Genomic DNA, 15397 nt, shown 5'->3' with positions numbered 1-15397 from the left:
AATCTGGACCCAGCGAAAGGGGCCAGAGGACACATGGTTTTCAAGGTCGGAGAGACCGTCGTCTACCCGCACCACGGTGCCGCGCTCATCGAGGCGATCGAGACCCGGACGATCAAGGGCGAGGAAGTGCAGTACCTCGTCCTGAAGGTCCAGCAGGGCGATCTGACGGTGCGCATCCCCGCCGACAACGTCGAGGTGGTCGGTGTTCGTGACGTCGTGGGCCAGGAGGGGCTGGATCGTGTCTTCGAGGTGTTGCGCGCGCCGCACACCGAGGAGCCCACGAACTGGTCGCGCCGGTACAAGGCGAACTGGGAGAAGCTCACGTCCGGTGACGTGAACAAGGTCGCCGAGGTCGTCCGCGACCTCTGGCGGCGGGAGAAGGACCGGGGCCTGTCCGCCGGTGAGAAGCGGATGCTGGCCAAGGCGAGGCAGATACTGGTCAGTGAGCTCGCGCTGGCCGAGGGCACCGACGAGGAGCGGGCCGAGGTCCTGCTCGACGAGGTGCTCGCCACCGCGAACGCCTGACCGGCGTGCACGGACCGTCCTCCGGGGCGGGTGTCGTCGCGGTGCTTCCCGCGGCCGGTTCCGGGGTGCGTCTGGGTGCAGGTGTGCCCAAGGCGTTCGTCGGACTGGCCGGGGTTCCCATGCTGGTACGCGCGGTCGACGGCCTTCTCGCGTCCGACGTCGTCGGACACGTGGTGGTCGTCGTCCCCGCGGACCAGGTGGACGACGCCGCCGCCATGCTGCCCGGACGCCCGGCGACCGTCGTCGCCGGCGGTGCCGACCGCACCGCCTCCGTCGCGGCGGGTCTCGCCGCGACCGGGCCGGACGCCGAGGTCGTGCTGGTGCACGACGCCGCGCGCCCGCTCACACCACCCGACGTCGTCCGCCGGGTGGTCGACGCCGTGCGCGCGGGCGCGCCCGCGGTGATCCCGGTGCTCCCCGTGGCCGACACGGTCAAGCGGGTCGACGCCGCCGGGACCGTCGTGTCCACCGTGGACCGCTCCGAGCTGCGTGCGGTGCAGACACCGCAGGGGTTCCGCGCGGCCGACCTGCGCCGCGCCCACGCGGGCACACCCGACCCCCGCACCGACGACGCCGGGCTGGTCGAGGCGCTCGGCGACCCGGTCACCACCGTCGCCGGGGACCCGCTCGCGTTCAAGGTCACCACCGCGTGGGACCTGCGCATCGCCGAACTGCTGCTCGCCGGGGCGGGCCGCGTCACCGAGCACGAGGAACACGTATGAGGGTCGGGATCGGTACCGACGTGCACCCGGTCGAGCCGGGCCGCGACTGCTGGGTCGCGGGTCTGCTGTGGCCCGGGACCGACGGCTGCGCCGGGCACTCCGACGGCGACGTCGCCGCACACGCCCTGTGCGACGCCCTGCTGTCCGCGGCGGGGCTGGGCGACCTGGGCGCGGTGTTCGGCACCGGCCGTCCGGAGTGGACGGGTGCGAGCGGGGCGACCCTGCTCGCCGAGGTCCGCCGCCTGCTCACCCGCGACGGCTGGACCGTCGGCAACGCCGCCGTCCAGGTGGTCGGGAACGACCCGAAGATCGGGAAGCGCCGGGCCGAGGCCGAACGGGTGCTGTCGGAGGTGGTCGGCGGCCCGGTGTCGGTGTCCGGCACGACCACCGACGGCCTGGGGCTGACCGGGCGCGGCGAGGGCCGCGCCGCCGTCGCGACGGCGCTGCTGCTGCCCGCGGGCTAGAGACGCCCGGTCCGCTCCTGGATCTGCTCCGGGGTGAGGTCGTCGGCGTGGGCCGCCACCATCCAGGCGTGGCCGAACGGGTCGGCGAGCCGGCCGCCGCGCTGCCCGTAGTCGTGGTCGGTCACCGGGAACAGCACCCGGCCGCCGTGCTCCACCATCGCCGCGGCGACCGCGTCCGGGTCGTCGACCTCCAGGGCCAGGATCACCGCGCCGGGCCCCGACGGCGCGGGGTCGACGTCGTCGCCGTCCTTGACGGCCCACTCCGCGCCGCCGGCCCGCAGCAGGGCGTGCACCACGGCGCCGGAGCCGTCGGTGTAGCGCTCCACGAGCTCCGCGCCGAACGCGGCGAGGTAGAAGTCGATCGCGGCGTCGGCGTCGTGCACGACCAGCCGCGGGTACATCCGCTGAACAGCCATGTCGGACACCTTGCCGCAGCGGCACCGCCCGTGTAGTGGACGAATCGGAGGCCCGTACCCTGGTGACGTGAGCCTCAGACTTCTCGACTCAGCGACCAGGGAGCAGCGTGCGTTCACGCCGCTGCGGGCCGGAGCAGTGTCGATGTACGTCTGTGGGGCGACGGTGCAGGGCCTGCCGCACATCGGTCACGTCCGCTCGGGCCTGAACTACGACGTGCTGCGCCGCTGGCTGGCCCGGTCCGGGTACGACGTCACGCTGGTCCGCAACGTCACCGACATCGACGACAAGATCCTGCGCAAGGCGCACGCCGCGGGCCGTCCGTGGTGGGAGTGGGCGGCCACCCACGAGCGGGCCTTCACCGCCGCGTACGACGCGCTGGGCTGCCTGCCGCCGTCGGTGGAGCCCCGGGCGACCGGGCACATCACGCAGATGGTCGAGCTGATCGAGCGGCTGATCGAGCGCGGTCACGCCTACCCCGCGGGCGGCGACGTGTACTTCGCCGTGCGCACCCTGCCCGACTACGGCGCGCTGTCCGGTCAGCGCGTCGACGACGTCCACCAGGGTGAGGGCGAGGGCGGCGCCAAGCGCGACGCCCTGGACTTCACGCTGTGGAAGGCCGCCAAGCCCGGCGAGCCCAGCTGGCCCACCCCCTGGGGGAACGGGCGTCCCGGCTGGCACCTGGAGTGCTCGGCGATGGCGACCGCCTACCTCGGCCCGGAGTTCGACATCCACGGCGGCGGCCTCGACCTGGTGTTCCCGCACCACGAGAACGAGCGCGCCCAGAGCCACGCGGCCGGGGACGGGTTCGCCCGGTTCTGGCTGCACAACGCCTGGGTGACCATGGGCGGGGAGAAGATGTCGAAGTCGCTGGGGAACACCCTGGCGATCGAGAACCTGCTCGAGCGGGTCCGCCCGGCCGAGCTGCGCTACTACCTGGTCGGCCCGCACTACCGGTCGGCGATCGAGTACTCCGACGCCGCGCTGGACGAGGCCGTCGCCGCGTACCGGCGGATCGAGTCGTTCGTGCACCGGGTACGTGAGCGGCACGGCCTGCCCGAGGTCGCGGCGGAGCTGCCCGGCGCGTTCACCGCCGCACTCGACGACGACCTGGGCACCCCGCTCGCGCTCGGCACCGTGCACACCCTGGTGCGCGAGGGCAACACCGCCCTCGACGCCGGGGACGTCACCGGTGCGCTGCGGGCCGCGTCCGCGGTCCGTGCGACGACCGAGGTGCTCGGCCTGGACCCGCTGGCAGCCGGCGGCGTGGCCGAGGAGTCGGGCGACGCCGCCCGGCAGGCACTGGGCACCCTGGTGGAGACGATGCTCGAGCGCCGCCGGGCCGCGCGCGCCGAGCGCGACTTCGCCACCGGGGACCGGCTCCGCGACGAGCTGCTCGCCGCCGGGATCGCCGTCGAGGACGGCGCCGACGGCTCCACCTGGACTCTCAAAGACAACTAGGACTCGTAGAACTCATGGCAGGCAATTCCAAGCGCCGCGGTGCGATCCGTAAGGAAGGCACCAAGAAGGGCATGGTCGTCGGATCCGGCGGCCAGCCCCGGCGCGCACTGAAGGGCAAGGGCCCGACCCCGCCCGGCGAGATGCGACCCGGCCACCCGAAGGCGAGGGCGGCCGCGCGCCGCGCCGCCCAGGACCAGCAGCAGCGCCGGCGCCCGGTCGCGGGCCGTCGCGGTGACGGGGAGACCCCGGAGACCGTGCTCGGCCGCAACCCGGTCGTCGAGTGCCTGCGGGCCGGCGTCCCGGCGACGGCGTTGCAGGTGGCGACCGGCATGTCCGCCGACGACCGCGTCACCGAGGCCGTCGCGCTGGCCGCGGAGCGGGGCATCTCCATCCTGGAGGTGCCGCGCAACGACCTCGACCGGATCAGCGGCGGAGCGCTGCACCAGGGCCTCGCCCTGCAGGTGCCGCCCTACGCCTACGCCCACCCCGACGAGGTGCTGGAGGCCGCGTCGCACTCCGGGCGCCCGGCGCTGGCCGTCGCCCTGGACGGGGTGACCGACCCGCGCAACCTGGGTGCGGTCGTCCGGTCGGTGGGGGCGTTCGGCGGGCACGGCGTCGTCGTGCCGCAGCGGCGCGCCGCGGGCATGACCGCGGTGGCCTGGCGGACCTCGGCGGGCACCGCGGCCCGGGTCCCGGTCGCGCGCGCCACGAACCTGACCCGCACCCTGCAGGAGTACGCCTCCGCCGGGCTGATGGTCGCCGGTCTGGCCGCCGACGGCGACGTCTCCCTCGACGACTTCGACCTGGCCACCGGGCCGCTGGTGATCGTCACCGGGTCGGAGGGCAAGGGACTGTCCCGGCTGGTCCGCGAGACCTGCGACGTGACCGTCTCGATCCCCCTGGCCGGCCGCGTGGAGTCCCTGAACGCCTCGGTCGCCACCGGCGTGGTGCTGGCCGAGGTGGCCCGCCGCCGTCGCGTCGGCCGCTGACCCGACGCGTGATCGCCGCGACGCGCGGTGATCCGCTCCCCGCGCGCGTCCGGACGCACGCGACGGGCGGATCACCGCGCGGACAGCGGATCACCGCCGCCGGAGCCGAGGGTCAGGCGCGGACCGGGCCCCGGCCGCGCAGCCGGCCCACCAGCCGGCAGAGCAGGTAGGCGACGAACCCGATGGTCGCCACATAGGCCGAGATCGGCAGCCCCGGCGCCAGCGACAGGATCGTCCCGCCGACCAGCGCGACCTCCGCGATGACGATCGCGAGGACGGTCGCCAGCAGCGGGTTCGCAGTGACCCGGTTCGCCGCGGCGCCGGGCACGATCAGCACCGACAGCACCAGGATCGCGCCGACGATCGGCACGGCCAGCGCCGTCACCAGGCCGATCAGCACGCCGAACACCAGGGTCAGCGCGCGGACGGGCACGCCGCGCGCCAGCGCGACGTCGGGGTCGGTGCTGGCGAACAGCAGCGGCCGGTAGAGCAGCGCCAGGGTCACGAGCACGACGACGGCGACGACCCCCAGCACCCACAGGTTCTGCTGGTCGACCGACACGATGGAGCCGGTGAGCAGGCCGAACCGGTTGGAGGAGCGGCCGTCGTAGAGGGCCAGGAACAGCACGCCCAGGCCGAGCCCGAACGCCATCACCACGCCGATCGCGGAGTCCCGCTCGCGTTGGCGCAGGCCCAGCACGCCGAAGATCACCGCGGCGACGACGGCGCCCACCACCGCCCCCACCCCGACGGCGACGCCGAGCAGCAGCCCGGCCGCGGCCCCGGTAAAGGCCAGCTCGGCGGTGCCGTGCACGGCGAAGGCCATCCCGCGGCTGACGATCAGCGGGGCGAGCAGCCCGGCGACCAGCCCGAGCACCGCGCAGGCGATGAGCGCGTTGCGGACGAACGGGTAGCCCAGCAGCGTGCCGGTGCCGGACAGGTCGAGGATCCGGGCCAGGAACTCGGTCACGCGCCACCCCCGACCGCGACGCCGTGCTCGGCGTGCTCGTCCCGGGTGACCGGGGAGTCCTCGGCCCCGACGACGACCAGCCGGTCGCGGACCCGCAGCACGTCGACGTCGGTGCGGTAGAGCCGCGACAGCGTCTCCGAGGTCATGACCTCGTCGGTGGTGCCGATCGAGAACCGGCCGTCGACGAGGTAGAGGACCCGGTCCACCAGCGGCAGCACCGGGTTGATCTCGTGGGTCACGAACAGCACCGCGGTCCCCGCGGCGCGACGGCGCTCGTCGATCAGCCGGGTCACGATCCGCTGGTGGGACAGGTCCAGGCTGAGCAGGGGCTCGTCGCACAGCAGCACCGCCGGGTCCCCGACGAGTGCCTGCGCGACCCGCAGCCGCTGCTGCTCGCCGCCGGACAGCCGCCCGACGGGGGCGTCGGCGTACCCGGTCCCGCCGACCTGGGCCAGCGCGCGGTCGACGCGCTCGCGCCGCTCCCGTCGCCGGCCCAGGCCGAGACCGAAGCGGTGCCCGTCGAGGCCGAGGCCGACGAGGTCGCGCCCGCGCAGCGGCAGGTCCGGGTCGAGTGGCTGCTGCTGCGGGACGTAGCCGATCTCGGGGCTGCCGCGCCGCGGGGTGTGCCCGCCGACGGTCACGGTGCCGTCGGAGAGCGGGAGCAGCCCCAGCAGGACGCGCATCAGCGTCGTCTTGCCGGAGCCGTTCGGGCCGAGGACGGCGACGAACTCGCCGGGTGCGACGTCCAGGTCGAGGCCGGACCACAGGGTCCGGTCCCCGAACCGGAGGCCCGCTCCGCGCAGCGACAGCGCGGACTGCTGCGAGGAACCCATGTCAGCGGTTCAGCGCCGCGGAGAGCTCGTCCAGGTTGGCGTTCATCCACTGCACCCAGTCGGTGGTGCCCGCGGGCAGCGTCTCCGACATCTGGACCACCGGGACGCCTCCCTTCTGGGCGGCGTCGCGGACCTGGTCGGTGGTCGGCGAGGTCGTCTGGCTGTTGAGGATCAGCGCGTCGACCGGCGGCTGCGCGGTGAACAGCCCCAGCATCTGCGCGACGACGGCGGCCGGCGGGTCGGTGCCCTCCTCGACGGCCGAGGAGAACTCCTGCGGGGTCGCGTTCGCGATCCCGGCGGCCTGCAGCAGGTAGGCGGGCACCGGCTCGGTGACGGCGACCCGGGCCCCCGGGTGCGCGCGGCCGATCTCGGTGGCCTTCGACGTCAGCTGGGCGACGCCGCCCTCGAGGGTCTTGGCGTTGGTGCGGAAGTACTCCGCGGCGCTCGGGTCGATGCGGCCGAGCTGGTCGGCGAGCTGCTCAGCGACGCGGCCGACCGCGGCCGGGTTGTACCAGACGTGCTCGTTGAACGAGCCGTGCTCGTGCTCGTGGTCCGCCTCGGCCGCGGGCGCGGGGGTGGCCTCGGCGGCGTGGTCGTGGCCGTGGTCGTCGGCGGCGGCCTCCTGGGCCCCCTCGATGCCGGAGACCTCGACGGCGTCGACCAGCGGGGCCTTGTTGCCGGACGCGGCGACGAGGTCGGTCATGAACGCGTCGTAGCCGCCGCCGTTCATGATCAGCAGCTGGGCCTCGCCGACGGTCGCCGCGTTCTGCGGGGTCGGCTCGTAGCCGTGCGGGTCGACGTCGGGGGAGCTGATGATCGACTCGACCCTGGCGTAGTTGCCGCCCACGGCGCGGGCGACCGCGCCCCAGGCGTCGGTGGAGGCGACGATCTTCACCTGCGGGGTGTCGGCGCTGGTGGGGGCGTCGACCTGGCCGGAGCCGCAGGCGGTCAGACCCAGGGCGAGTGCGGCCAGCCCGGCCACGAGCGCGGCCGGGCGGAGCGGGGATCGGGACACGGACGGAACTCCCATCAACATATCGGCATAGATTTATTGGAAATCATTCTCAGATTCACTCTACCGCTGTACGGGGAGCCGGGAACGCGCGCGGCGTGTGATCCCGTCGTGGCCGGTCGGGGCGGACTTTCACGTGCGTGACCGCGCCGCTACCGTTCGGGGAATGACCGGCCCCCAGCACCCGCGGCGTCCGGCGACGCTCGCGTCGCTGGCCGCCGAGCTCGGGGTCTCCCGGACGACCGTGTCGAACGCCTACAACCGTCCCGACCAGCTGTCCGCGCCGCTGCGCGAGCGCGTCCTGGAGGCGGCCCGGCGGCTCGGCTACCCGGGCCCGGACCCGGTCGCCCGCTCGCTGCGCACCCGGCGCGCTGGAGCGGTGGGCCTGCTGCTGACCGAGGCGCTCAGCTACGCCTTCCGCGACCCGGGCGCCACCGGCTTCCTGGAGGGGCTCGCGCTGGCCTGCGAGAAGGCGGGCACCGGCCTGCTGCTGATCCCGGTCAGCCCGGAGCACTCCGACGTCGACTCCGTCTATCAGGCCGGGGTCGACGGCTTCGTCGTCTACTCGGTCAGCGAGGACGACCCGCACTTCCGGGCCGTCCTGCAGCGACCGGTGCCGACCGTCGTCTGCGACCAGCCCACCGGGATCACCGGGGTGGACCGCGTCGGCGTCGACGACCGCGCCGGGACCCTCGCGCTCGGGCGGCACCTCGTCGAGCTCGGCCACCGCCGCGTCGGTGTGCTCTGCATGCGCCTGTCCTCGCACCGGCACGACGGCAGGGCCGACGTCGCCCGGCAGGAGGGCAGCTCCTACGCCGTGCAGCGCGAACGCCTCGCCGGGCTGCGCGCGGCGCTCGCCGAGGCGGGCGTCGAGTGGGCCGACGTCCCGGTCATCGAGCGGTTCGAGCACTCCCTCGACGCCGGCGCGGACGGCGCCGCCACCCTGCTGGACTCCCACCCCGGGATCACCGCGCTGGTGTGCACCTCCGACATCCTCGCCCTCGGCGCGCTGCGCGAGGCCCGCGACCGCGGCCTGCGGGTGCCCGAGGACCTCTCGGTCGCCGGGTTCGACGGCGTGCCCGAGGCCGAGCGCGTCGGCCTGACCACGGTCCGCCAGCCGTTCCGGGAGAAGGGCCTCGAGGCCGGGCGGCTGCTGCTCGAACGCGGCGACCGCCACGTCCCCGAGCACGTCACGCTCCCGACCGAGCTGATCGTCGGGGTGACCACCCGCGAGCTGCGCCAGTCCGGGGAGTTCTTCTCCGGATGGTGAGCCTGACCGGGCTGCGCCGCTACCCGGTCAAGTCCTGCCGGGGCGCGGACGTGGCCCGCGCCGTCGTCGAACGGGCCGGTCTCGCCGGGGACCGGCGCTGGATGCTGGTCCGCGACGACGGCGCCATGGTCACCGCGCGCACCCACCCGCGGCTCGTGCTCGTCGCGCCCACCCCCGCCGCCGACGGGCTCCGCCTGACCGGACCGGGGCTGCCGCCGCTCACCGTCCCCGTGCCCGACGGCGAGCCGGTGCCGGCCCGCGTGCACCGCTGGGACACCGCGGGCGTCCCGGCCGGCCCGGAGGCCAACGCCTGGTTCTCCGAGCTGCTCGGCGACCCGGTCCGGCTGATCCACCTCGACGACCCGGCCCGGCGCCGTCCCGACCCCGACTTCTCCCACGACGACGACCGCGTCTCCTACGCCGACGGCTACCCGCTGCTGCTCGCCTCCACGGCCTCGCTGCACGCGCTGGACGCACTCGTCGCCGACGGCCCGAACGCGGCCGAGGCGCCGCTGCCGATGACCCGGTTCCGGCCGAACGCCGTCGTCGACGGCGCACCCGCCTGGGCCGAGGACGGCTGGCGGCGCATCCGGATCGGCGCCGCGGAGTTCCGGGTGGCCAAGGGCTGCGCCCGCTGCGTGCTCACCACCGTCGACCCGGACACGGCGGTCAAGGGCCGCGAGCCGATGGCGACCCTGGCCCGGCACCGGCGGTTCGACGGCAAGGTGTGGTTCGGGGTCAACCTGATCCCGGACGACCCGGGCGCGGAGATCGCCGTCGGCGACGAGGTCGAGGTGCTCGACGCCGTCGACCCGGCCTGCGGTCCGCCGCGCTGACCCGGACCGGCCACGGTTCCTCCCGCCCCGTCGGTATCGTCGGGTTCGGGTCGCCCGTCCGGGTGGCCGGACCGGGGCGAGGGGGAGGCTGCGCTGAACGACGAGCGCGACCCCCGTCGCCGTCCACCGCCGCCGCCCCCGGGCCCCGCCGGGCGCGGACGACCGCTGCCCCCACCCGCCCCGCGCCCCGGCGCGGGTCCGCGACGCGTCGTGCCGCCCCCGCTGTCCGGACGTCCGCCGGCGGGCGGGCGGCCGCCCCGCGCCGTGCCACCTCCTCCGGCCCCGCGACCCTCCGCGCCGCCCGACCGCCCGGACGCCCTGCGCCCGGCCCCGCGCCCCGCACCGTCCGACCGCCCGGACGTGCTCCACCCGGCCCAGCGGCCACTGCCCACGCGCCGCGGCGCCCGCCGGACAGGCCCGCCGCCGCGTCGCGGAGCGGTCCCCGTGCCCCGCCCCGAGGAGACCCGCGCCCCGCGCCGCCCGATCGGGCCGCAGATCGCGGCGCTGCGGGACCGGCTGCGCCGGCTGCGGCCGCAGCGGCCGCCGGGGACCCCGCCGCCGTCGACCCGGGCCCGGCTGCGCAGGCTGCTGCGCTGGGCCCTGGTCGCCCAGGCCGTCCCGCTGGTCCTGGTGCTGCTGTTCACCCTGGTCAACCCGCCGTACACGATGTTCCGGCTGTGGAACTTCGGGCCGACCGTCGCGCAGTGGACCGACGCCGAGCACGTGTCGCGCAACTTCCTGGTCGTCGTCATGGGGCAGGAGGACCAGCAGTTCCCGGAGCGCATCCTCGCCGTCGACTACGGGATGCAGTGGGCGCGCGTGCAGGCGTACATGGACGGCACCGACGACCCGTCCGGGTCGACCATCACCCAGCAGACGTCGAAGAACCTGTTCCTGTGGGCCGGGCGCTACCCGCCGCTGGAACCGGTGCGCAAGGCGCTGGAGATCCCGCCGGCGGAGACGATGGAGCTCGTCATGTCCAAGCGCCGGATCCTGGAGATCTACGTCAACGTCGCGCAGTTCGCGCCGCGCGTCTACGGCGTCTGCGCCGCCTCCTGGTACTACTTCGGCAAGTCCAGCCGCTCGCTCAGCGTGGACGAGTCCGCCCAGCTCATCGGGCTGCTGCCGTCCCCGCTGCACGTCGAACGCGCCCCCGGCGGCGGCATGCGCTTCCTCGGCGACACCAACGGCAACGGCGTCGCCGACCCCGGCGAACGCGGCTGGATCAGCGCGAAGGGCTACTGGCACGCCCGCGAGCGCGCCCCGCGCTGGTATGCCCAGATGGGCGGGCTCGCCGCCACCGAGGGCCTCGGGATCCCCGGCAACGCCTCCGACCTGCCCGCCGCCGACGACCCGTGCCGCGAGCCACCGGCCGCGCTGGCCGACCTCGACTGAGCCGCCGCGACCCGGTCAGGACCCGGTCAGGACCCGCAGCGCAGCGCGGCCAGCCGCTCCAGGACCCCGGCCATCTCCTGCGGGTCGGTGACCCGGAAGCGGGCCGCGGTGTCGCCGTCGCCGACCTTGATGCCGACGTCGCCGTCGCCCAGCACCCGGAACGCGGTCTCGTCGGTGACGTCGTCCCCGGCGAACAGCACCGCGTCCGCGTGCAGGGCCGACCGCAGCGCCTCGACCGCGGAGCCCTTGGTGGTCTCGACGACGGCCAGGTCCAGCACGTCCTTGCCCGCGACGGCGTCCACGCCGTCACCGACCCACTCGGCGTCGACCCGCTCCAGCAGCGCCGCCCCGGCGGCCGGGTCCATGCCGCGCACGTGCACCGCTCCGCCCGCGGGCTTGGTCTCCAGCCGCGCCCCGGGGGTCCCGTCGACCAGGGCGCGCAGCCCGTCGAGCAGCGCGGTCCGCCGGCGCTCCTGCTCGGGCGTCAGCAGGCCGCCGCGCCCGAGCAGGGCGGCGAGCCCGTCGTCGTACTCGGCGCCGTGGCTGCCCACCAGCCCGACCGGCGGGACGAACCCGGAGACGGTCGCGAGGTCGTCGCGGCCCCGGCCGGACAGCATCACGACGGTCGTCGCGTCGTGCGCGGCGAGGCGCCGGACGGCGTCGGCCGAGGCGGGCAGCGGCCGCGACGCCGACGGGTCGTCGACCAGCGGGGCCAGTACGCCGTCGAAGTCGAGGGCGACGAGCAGCCGCCCCACCCCGGCGAGCCGCTCCAGGGCGGCATCGGGGCTCACTGCTCGACCCGGATGCCGAGTGCCTCCAGGAACCCGGTGGCCCAGCGGTCGACGTCGTGGTCGAGGACCTGGCGGCGCAGCGTGCGCATCCGCTTGCGCCCCTCCTCGGCGTTCATGGTCAGCGCCGCGTAGAGCGCCTCCTTGACGCCGTCGGTGTCGTGCGGGTTGACCAGCAGTGCGCTGGTCAGCTCGATCGCGGCACCGGCGAACTCGGACAGCACGAGACAGCCGCCGTCGTCGGGTCGGCAGGCGACGTACTCCTTGGCGACGAGGTTCATGCCGTCGCGCAGCGGGGTCACGAGCATGACGTCGGCGGCGAGGAAGAACGCGGCGAGCTCCTCGCGCGGCAGCGACCGGTGCAGGTAGTGCACCGCCGGGTGCCCGACGCGGGCGAACTCGCCGTTGATCCGGCCGACGGCCTGCTCGATGTCGGCGCGCATCTGCTGGTAGTGCTCGACCCGCTCCCGCGACGGCGTCGCCAGCTGGATCATCACGGCGTCGTCGACGGACACCCGCTCCTCCTCGAGGAGCTCGTGGAACGCGCGGAGCCGGACGTCGATGCCCTTGGTGTAGTCGAGCCGGTCGACCCCCAGCACGATCTTCTCCGGGCTCCCGAGCTCCGTCCGGATCTCGGCGGCGCGCTTCTCGACCTCGGGGGTGCGGGCCAGCTCGTCGAGCCGGTGCGAGTCGATCGAGATCGGGAACGCGCCGAGCCGGATGCGCCGTCCGCCGTGGTGGAGCGCCTCGGGGTCGCGGTCGGTGGAGGCCCCGGCGAGCTCCTGGGCGAGCCAGTGGAAGTTGCGGACACCGCCGTCGGTGTGGAAGCCGACGAGGTCCGCGCCGAGCAGGCCCTCCATGATCCGGGTCCGCCACGGGAGCTGGCGGAACAGCTCGACCGGCGGGAACGGGATGTGCAGGAAGAAGCCGATCCGCAGGTCCGGGCGCAGTTCGCGCAGCTTCCCCGGGACGAGCTGGAGCTGGTAGTCCTGCACCCAGACCGTCGCACCCTGCGCGGCGACCTTCGCGACCTCCTCGGCGAAGCGCTGGTTCACCGCGGTGTAGGCGCGCCACCAGTGCCGGTGGAACTGCGGCGGTGCGACGACGTCGTGGTAGAGCGGCCAGAGCGTGCCGTTGGAGAAGCCCTCGTAGTAGTCGGTGACCTCCTGCGCGGTCAGCGTCACCGGGAACAGCGACAGGCCGTCCTCGGCGAACGGCTCGACCTCGGCGTCGGGGACGCCGGGCCAGCCGACCCAGGCACCCTCCCGGGCCCGCAGGGTCGGCTCCAGCGCCGTGACCAGGCCGCCCGGGCTGCGACGCCAGGTGGTGCTGCCGTCCGGGTGCCGCTCCAGGTCCACGGGGAGCCTGTTGGCCACCACCACCAGATCCGCTGCGGTCACCGGTTCCCCTGTGGACACATGCCCTCCTCGACGCTCGCCCCGCGGCCGACCCTACTTCGGATCGGCCCCGTCGGCCGTGGAGTCCGACACCGGGGAACCGACGGCCGCGCCGCCGGTGGGCGAGTTCTCCGCTCCGCCCGGCCGGTCCTCCGGACGGCGCCGGGGGCTGGCCACGAACTGCCCGAGGGCGACGCCCGCCGCCAGCGCGAGCCCGACGGCCAGCGCGATCGTGATCGTCACGAGCCCTTCGGAGGGGCCCTCGATCGCCAGCTGGTAGAAGCCGCGGTAGGCGGCGAGACCGGGCAGCAGGGGGGTGACCCCGGCCAGCGTGACGACCATCGGCGGGGTCTGGGTGCCCCGGCGCAGCAGACCCGCCGCCAGGCCGACGACGAGCGCCGCGGCCCCGGTCGCGGGCACCTGCCCGAGGCCGGCGTTCTGCGTGAGCAGGCCGTAGACCAGCCAGCTCGACGCGCCGACCGCACCCGCGATCGGCAGCGACCGTAGTGGCGCGTACCCGGCGAGCGCGTAGAACGCGGCCGCCAGGGCACCGGAGACCAGCGACAGCCCGAACTGGCCCGGCCCGGACGGCAGGTCCCCGGACACCTCGATCTGGGTGCCCATCGCGAGCCCGAGCTGCAGGCCCAGCACGACGCCGGTCAGCAGCCCCGCCGACAGCAGCGAGATCTCGACCATGCGGGCGGCCGCGGTCAGGTAGTAGCCGGTCAGGGCGTCCTGCACGGTGGAGACCACGCTCAGCCCGGACAGCAGCACCGTGATGCCCGCCGCGACGACGTAGGACGCCCGGGTGCCCGGCGGGAACACCTCCAGCTGCACCAGCGCGACCGTCGAGGCGGTGACGAGGAAGCCGCCGACCACCTGCTGGAAGAACGCCGCGACCCCGCGCCGGGCCAGCATCCGGCCGATCCGGTCGATGATCGCGGTGGTGACGAACGCCGTCGTCGCCGTGAGCGGACCGCCACCGAGCAGCAGGGCGATCGACGCGGCCAGCGCGGCCCAGCCGAACGTCGCCACCCAGCGGGGGTAGGGGTGCGGGTGCCGCACGACCTCCGACACCTTCGACGACGCCGCCCGCACGTCGAGCCGGCCCGCCTCGACGTCGCGGATGATCTCCTCGGTCTCGGCCAGCCGGGACAGGTCGAGCGTGCGGTAGCGGACCAGCCGCATCGTCGTCACCGGCTGCGCGGCGTTGCCCCGGTGGCAGCACATGGTGATCGAGGTGAACGTGATGTCCACGTCGACGGCGGGCAGGCCCGCCAGGTTGGCCAGCCGCAGCATCGTCGCCGTGACCTCGTCGACCGACTCGCCGGAGGACAGCTCGATCTCACCGATCCGCATGCAGAGGTCCAGGACCTCCTGCACGCGGGCGTCGTCGGGAACCTGCGGGCCGAGCATGAGCATCGGCACCGTCGACGGACCCGGGGTGAGCAGCCGTTTCGCGTCACGCCGCAGCGCGCCGCGCAGTCGCCGTGCGAACCGGTCGGCCGTCGGGGTCTCCTCGGCCACGATCCCTCCATTCCGTCGTGCGGGTCTGGCGTCGCCCACCAGGCTAGGGGCGGGCCGCCGACCGGCGTCGGGGCGTCGGCCGACCTCGCACCGTCCGACGGCCGGACGGGGTGAGCGGTTGCGACGGAGGGGCGGGTTAGGCTGGGGCTGCCCGCCGGTGTAGCTCAGTGGTAGAGCAACCGCCTTGTAAGCGGTAGGTCGTCGGTTCGATCCCGACCTCCGGCTCCATGTCCGACCTGCGGTCACCTCCGGCGGTGGATCCCCGTGGCGAGGTTCGTCGGCAGGTCAGCCCGTGACGGGTTCGAGCAGCACCAACGGCACCTCGCGGTCGCCGGTGTGGACGGCGCGCTCGCGCAGGTCGACGAAGAACGGGTACAGCTCGTCGGCGTAGGCGAGCCAGTCCGCTCGCTCGGCGCCCTCGGCGATGCGTGCGGTCATCAGGGCTCGGCGGGCCCCGTCCTGGAGCTGCGCCGTGTTGTGGGCCATCAGGTTGTGGAACCAGCCCGGGTGCCGGGCCTGCCCACCGGCCGACGCGCCGAGGGCGTAGACGCCGCCGCGCTCGATCCGCATCAGGGCGGTCTTGCGCAGCGTGCCCGACCGCGCGCCGCGGGTGGTCAGGATGACGACAGGTCCGCCCAGCATGGTCGCGCCCTCCCTGCCGTCGGTGCGCTCGTAGAGCTCGACCTGTTCGCGGGTGGCGGGGTCGGAGCTGGGGGCGTACTCGCCGTCCAGCAGGTTCGGTGTCATGTCGGGTCGTTCCTTCCGTCGGTGGGGCCCGGGCCGGACGGGCCGGG

At 74.8% G+C, this 15397-nt stretch carries 16 protein-coding genes and 1 tRNA gene; 9 read left to right on the top strand and 8 right to left on the bottom strand.

What is annotated here, in order from left to right; all coding sequences use genetic code 11:
• Positions 1-33 precede the first annotated feature (33 nt).
• The 3 genes from DMP17_RS24525 to ispF are packed head-to-tail and all read left to right on the top strand — an operon-like array spanning position 34 to position 1711.
• On the top strand, positions 34-525 hold the full coding sequence (locus DMP17_RS24525; protein ID WP_020625956.1) for a CarD family transcriptional regulator: 492 nt from the start codon (positions 34-36) through the stop codon (positions 523-525).
• A 5-nt stretch (positions 526-530) separates the two neighbouring features.
• Positions 531-1247: a 2-C-methyl-D-erythritol 4-phosphate cytidylyltransferase gene (gene ispD, locus DMP17_RS24520; RefSeq protein WP_337830731.1), complete on the top strand. Its 717-nt coding sequence runs from the start codon at positions 531-533 to the stop codon at positions 1245-1247.
• Positions 1244-1711 (top strand): 2-C-methyl-D-erythritol 2,4-cyclodiphosphate synthase, encoded by a 468-nt coding sequence (gene ispF / locus DMP17_RS24515; RefSeq protein ID WP_226354131.1) that lies wholly within the window; start codon positions 1244-1246, stop codon positions 1709-1711. Before ispD ends, ispF begins: the two co-directional genes overlap by 4 nt.
• Here the strand turns inward: ispF and DMP17_RS24510 are convergent.
• A complete protein-coding gene (locus DMP17_RS24510) occupies positions 1708-2127 on the bottom strand; it encodes a VOC family protein (RefSeq protein ID WP_226354130.1) in 420 nt (139 codons plus the stop codon). The genes ispF and DMP17_RS24510 overlap by 4 nt on opposite strands.
• Before the next feature lie 67 nt (positions 2128-2194).
• Between DMP17_RS24510 and cysS the strand changes: the two genes are divergently transcribed.
• The gene (gene cysS, locus DMP17_RS24505) at positions 2195-3586 is read left to right on the top strand and encodes a cysteine--tRNA ligase (RefSeq protein ID WP_337830730.1); all 1392 of its coding nucleotides are present in this window, start codon (positions 2195-2197) and stop codon (positions 3584-3586) included.
• A gap of 14 nt (positions 3587-3600) precedes the next feature.
• Positions 3601-4575, top strand: a complete 975-nt coding sequence (rlmB, locus tag DMP17_RS24500; protein WP_226354128.1) for a 23S rRNA (guanosine(2251)-2'-O)-methyltransferase RlmB — start codon at positions 3601-3603, stop codon at positions 4573-4575.
• Positions 4576-4687: 112 nt separating this feature from the next.
• Here rlmB and DMP17_RS24495 read toward each other — a convergent pair whose 3' ends face one another.
• The 3 genes from DMP17_RS24495 to DMP17_RS24485 are packed head-to-tail and all read right to left on the bottom strand — an operon-like array spanning position 4688 to position 7393.
• Positions 4688-5533 (bottom strand): metal ABC transporter permease, encoded by an 846-nt coding sequence (locus DMP17_RS24495; protein WP_226356592.1) that lies wholly within the window; start codon positions 5531-5533, stop codon positions 4688-4690.
• An 8-nt stretch (positions 5534-5541) separates the two neighbouring features.
• The gene (locus DMP17_RS24490) at positions 5542-6378 is read right to left on the bottom strand and encodes a metal ABC transporter ATP-binding protein (protein ID WP_178375751.1); all 837 of its coding nucleotides are present in this window, start codon (positions 6376-6378) and stop codon (positions 5542-5544) included.
• 1 nt (position 6379) lies between these two features.
• Entirely contained in the window at positions 6380-7393 is a 1014-nt protein-coding gene (locus tag DMP17_RS24485; RefSeq protein ID WP_337830729.1) for a metal ABC transporter solute-binding protein, Zn/Mn family, read from the bottom strand.
• A gap of 163 nt (positions 7394-7556) precedes the next feature.
• On the opposite strand from DMP17_RS24485, the gene DMP17_RS24480 reads away from it, so the two are divergent.
• The 3 genes from DMP17_RS24480 (at position 7557) to DMP17_RS24470 (ending at position 10891) form a co-directional block, all read left to right on the top strand.
• On the top strand, positions 7557-8660 hold the full coding sequence (locus DMP17_RS24480) for a LacI family DNA-binding transcriptional regulator (RefSeq protein WP_226354126.1): 1104 nt from the start codon (positions 7557-7559) through the stop codon (positions 8658-8660).
• Positions 8654-9496: an MOSC domain-containing protein gene (locus DMP17_RS24475; RefSeq protein ID WP_337830728.1), complete on the top strand. Its 843-nt coding sequence runs from the start codon at positions 8654-8656 to the stop codon at positions 9494-9496. Before DMP17_RS24480 ends, DMP17_RS24475 begins: the two co-directional genes overlap by 7 nt.
• Before the next feature lie 444 nt (positions 9497-9940).
• The gene (locus DMP17_RS24470; RefSeq protein ID WP_337830727.1) at positions 9941-10891 is read left to right on the top strand and encodes a transglycosylase domain-containing protein; all 951 of its coding nucleotides are present in this window, start codon (positions 9941-9943) and stop codon (positions 10889-10891) included.
• 26 nt (positions 10892-10917) lie between these two features.
• Here the strand turns inward: DMP17_RS24470 and otsB are convergent, their stop codons facing one another.
• Genes otsB through DMP17_RS24455 form a run of 3 tightly spaced genes read right to left on the bottom strand, consistent with a single transcriptional unit; the run spans position 10918 to position 14603 of the window.
• A complete protein-coding gene (otsB, locus tag DMP17_RS24465; protein WP_226354123.1) occupies positions 10918-11682 on the bottom strand; it encodes a trehalose-phosphatase in 765 nt (254 codons plus the stop codon).
• Positions 11679-13097, bottom strand: a complete 1419-nt coding sequence (locus DMP17_RS24460; protein ID WP_443217905.1) for an alpha,alpha-trehalose-phosphate synthase (UDP-forming) — start codon at positions 13095-13097, stop codon at positions 11679-11681. Before DMP17_RS24460 ends, otsB begins: the two co-directional genes overlap by 4 nt.
• A 33-nt stretch (positions 13098-13130) precedes the next feature.
• The gene (locus DMP17_RS24455) at positions 13131-14603 is read right to left on the bottom strand and encodes a threonine/serine ThrE exporter family protein (RefSeq protein ID WP_337830725.1); all 1473 of its coding nucleotides are present in this window, start codon (positions 14601-14603) and stop codon (positions 13131-13133) included.
• A 153-nt stretch (positions 14604-14756) separates the two neighbouring features.
• On the opposite strand from DMP17_RS24455, the gene DMP17_RS24450 reads away from it, so the two are divergent.
• Positions 14757-14831, top strand: a tRNA-Thr gene (locus DMP17_RS24450).
• 57 nt (positions 14832-14888) lie between these two features.
• Here the strand turns inward: DMP17_RS24450 and DMP17_RS24445 are convergent.
• Positions 14889-15350 (bottom strand): nitroreductase/quinone reductase family protein, encoded by a 462-nt coding sequence (locus DMP17_RS24445; RefSeq protein ID WP_337830724.1) that lies wholly within the window; start codon positions 15348-15350, stop codon positions 14889-14891.
• Between the last annotated feature and the right edge of the window lie 47 nt (positions 15351-15397).

The sequence above is a fragment of the Pseudonocardia sp. TMWB2A genome, assembly GCF_017312135.1.
The sequence above is the reverse complement of the archived record's forward strand: the minus strand, read 5'-3'. Positions and strand labels throughout refer to the sequence as shown.